Genomic DNA, 3,047 nt, shown 5'->3' on the forward strand with positions numbered 1-3,047 from the left:
GAGTCGGTCCCGGCAGGGAACGAAACGGGAGGGTGGACCACCAAGGCAAAACCCAAAACCCAAAACCCAAAACCCAAAACCCAAAACCCAAAACCCAAAACCCAAAACCCAAAACCCAATCACGAAACCACAGTCTTCTTAGCCGCCAACAACCCCTTCAACGCCCCCAACCGATCCTTCGGCGACATCGCCGGCATCGTGTCCTCAGGCGTCGGCCCGGCATCCTCCCCAAGCTTCATCTCAGCGATATAGCGCGACGGCTCGCACACCACCGTCTCCCGCGCGCGCTTGCGCTTCTTGCACCAGCTGATATGCAGGCTGCGCTGCGCCCGCGTGATGCCCACATACATCAGTCGCCGCTCTTCTTCGATCTTCTCGTCGGTCAGGTCGTCGTCTTCGCGGCAGTGCGGCAGGATGCCTTCCTCCACACCCACCAGAAACACGTGCGGATACTCCAGCCCCTTGCTCGCGTGCAGCGTGGACAGGCGCACCGCATCCGGATCCTCTTCCTTGCCTTCGAGCATGCTGATCAGCGCGATGGTCTGCGTGAGTTCCAGCAGGTTCTTGCCGGTGTCCATCAGGCCATCGGCGTTGTCGAAACCGGTGGCCTCTTCGTCGTCATCCTTCTCCGGCTTGGTGCCCTTGCGCTTGAGCCAGTCGAGGAACTCCAGCACGTTGGTCCACTTGTTCTGCGCCTGGCGCTCGTCGTAGGTGTCGTACAGGTAGGCCTCGTAGTGGATGCCTTCCATCATCTCGTCGAGCAGCGTGGCGGCGGGCTCCTTGGCGGCACGGTCCGAGAGCCGCACGATGAACTCGCAGAACACCCGCAGCGGCTCCAGCTGGCGCGGCGCGAGTTGCGCTTCGATGCCGCCCATCATCGCCGCCTCGAACAGCGACACCTTGGCCTGTCCCGCGAATGCGCCCAGCACTTCCAGCGTCGCATTGCCCACGCCGCGCTTGGGCGTGGTGATGGCGCGAATGAACGCAGGATCATCATCCGCATTGGCAATCAGCCGCAGGTAGGCGCACAGGTCCTTGATCTCCGCCTTGTCGAAAAAGCTCTGCCCGCCCGAGAGCACATACGGAATGCGCTCGCGGCGCAGGATCTGCTCGAACAGGCGCGCCTGAAAGTTGCCGCGATACAGGATCGCGTAATCGCGAAACTGCGCGCGGCGCTCGAACTTGTGGGCGGACAGCTTGAAGACGACGCTCTCGGCTTCGTGCTCTTCGTCATTGGCGCTCGTCACGTTGATGGGGTCGCCCATGCCGTGCTCGCTCCACAGCGTCTTCTCGAACAGCTTCGGGTTCTGCGCAATGACCGCGTTGGCGGCGTTCAGGATGCGCACCGTGGAGCGATAGTTCTGCTCCAGCTTGATCACCTTCAGGTTCGGAAAATCGGTCTGCAGCAGCTTGAGGTTGTCGAGCGTCGCGCCGCGCCAGCCGTAGATGGCCTGGTCGTCGTCGCCCACCGCCGTGAAGGCCGGCGCACGCAGGTGCGAGCCGCCCGCCAGCAGCTTCAGCAGCTGATACTGGCAGGCGTTGGTGTCCTGGTATTCGTCGACAAGGAAGTAGCGCAGGCGGTTCTGCCACTTCAGGCGCACGTCTTCATTGCGCGCGAACAGCTCGGCAGGAATACGGATCAGGTCGTCAAAGTCGACCGCCTGATACGCATGCAGCGTCGCCACGTAGTTGCGGTAGACCAGCGCCGCTTGGTGATCATCGACGTTGTTGTTGGCGAGCGCCTCGGCAATCGCGGTATCCGGATCGACGAGACCGTTCTTCCACAGCGAGATCGTGCTCTGCACGCGGCGGATCAACTGCTTGTCGGTGGTCGCGAGTTGCTCCTGGATCATGCCGAAGCAATCGTCCGAATCCATGATCGAGAAGCGCGGCTTGAGGCCGACATGCTCGGCTTCCGCCCGCAGGATCTGCACGCCCAGCGAGTGGAACGTACAGACCGTCAACTGCTTGATGGGAATGCGCTTGCCGTCTTCGCGCGTCTTGCCGTCCATCAGCTTGGCCACGCGCTCCTGCATTTCCTTGGCCGCCTTGTTGGTGAACGTCACCGCGGCGATGTGCTTGGGCTCGAAGCCCTTGTCGAGGATCAGGTGCGCGATCTTTTGCGTGATCACGCGCGTCTTGCCCGAGCCCGCCCCGGCCAGCACCAGGCACGGGCCGTCGAGGTAATGCACACCTTCGGATTGGGCAGCATTGAGTCCGTGGGCGAGACCGGAAGACATGGGAAGAGGCGGAAGAAAAAGCAGGCGGGAACGACAGCGGAGGGCGATGGTAGCACGGCGCCTTTGCATTGATTGAGCGGATAAAAAGCCGTTTGCCGGGGCGCCGTCGGAGGTGCGCAATACCGCACCGCACGCGTTTGCGCCCCCCGCTTTTCGCACAGGCGTTACACCGCTTCCGCGCCGTTACACGAACCCCGTAAGCGACCCTGCGCGGCCCGCCGTTATGGACAGGACAGCGGCTGAATCGGTCGGCCGCTCACCGGAGAACGCACCATGAACCGCATCGCCAAAGCCCTGGCCATCAGCGCCGTCGCCCTGTCTGCCACCACCGGCGCCTTCGCCTAGACGCAATGGCAAAAGGACCACCCGCGCCGCGCCGAGGTCAACCACCGCCTCGCCAACCAGAACAAGCGCATCCACAACGAAGTGAAGGAAGGCGAAATCACCAAGAGCCAGGCGCGCCAGCTGCACAAGGAAGACCGCCAGATTCGCCAGGAAGAGCGCGACATGGCCGCCCAAAACGGTGGGCACATCACCAAACAGGAACAGCGCACGCTGAACCAGCAGGAAAACCAGGTCAGCCGCCAAATCGGCAAGTAAGTCAAAGCAAGACCAGCCACACCCGCACTCCGACCACACCCGAACAAGGCGCTCCCGCCCGCGCCCCGACGGTGTGGCCGTTGTCTTTGGCCTTTGACGTTCCTGCCCTAGATGGCGCCTTGAATTTTGTGTAAGCGGGCGGAAAAAAGAGGGAGGCTTGTCTGAGCGAAGCGAGTTTGCCTCCCTCTCCGCCCGGTTACACAAATT

1 protein-coding gene and 1 pseudogene are annotated in these 3,047 nt (G+C 62.4%); one reads left to right on the forward strand and one right to left on the reverse strand.

The features are described 5' to 3' along the window. Positions 1-119 precede the first annotated feature (119 nt). Positions 120-2,240, reverse strand: coding sequence for a UvrD-helicase domain-containing protein (locus FUT88_RS15565; RefSeq protein WP_147216457.1), 2,121 nt, complete (start codon positions 2,238-2,240; stop codon positions 120-122). Positions 2,241-2,513: 273 nt separating this feature from the next. Between FUT88_RS15565 and FUT88_RS26760 the strand changes: the two are divergent. Beyond that, positions 2,514-2,840 (forward strand): annotated as a pseudogene (locus FUT88_RS26760) (hypothetical protein). Positions 2,841-3,047: the final 207 nt, after the last annotated feature.

Origin of the sequence: Ralstonia sp. TCR112 (genome assembly GCF_007997035.1) — a bacterium.
Classification (GTDB): domain Bacteria; phylum Pseudomonadota; class Gammaproteobacteria; order Burkholderiales; family Burkholderiaceae; genus Ralstonia; species Ralstonia edaphi.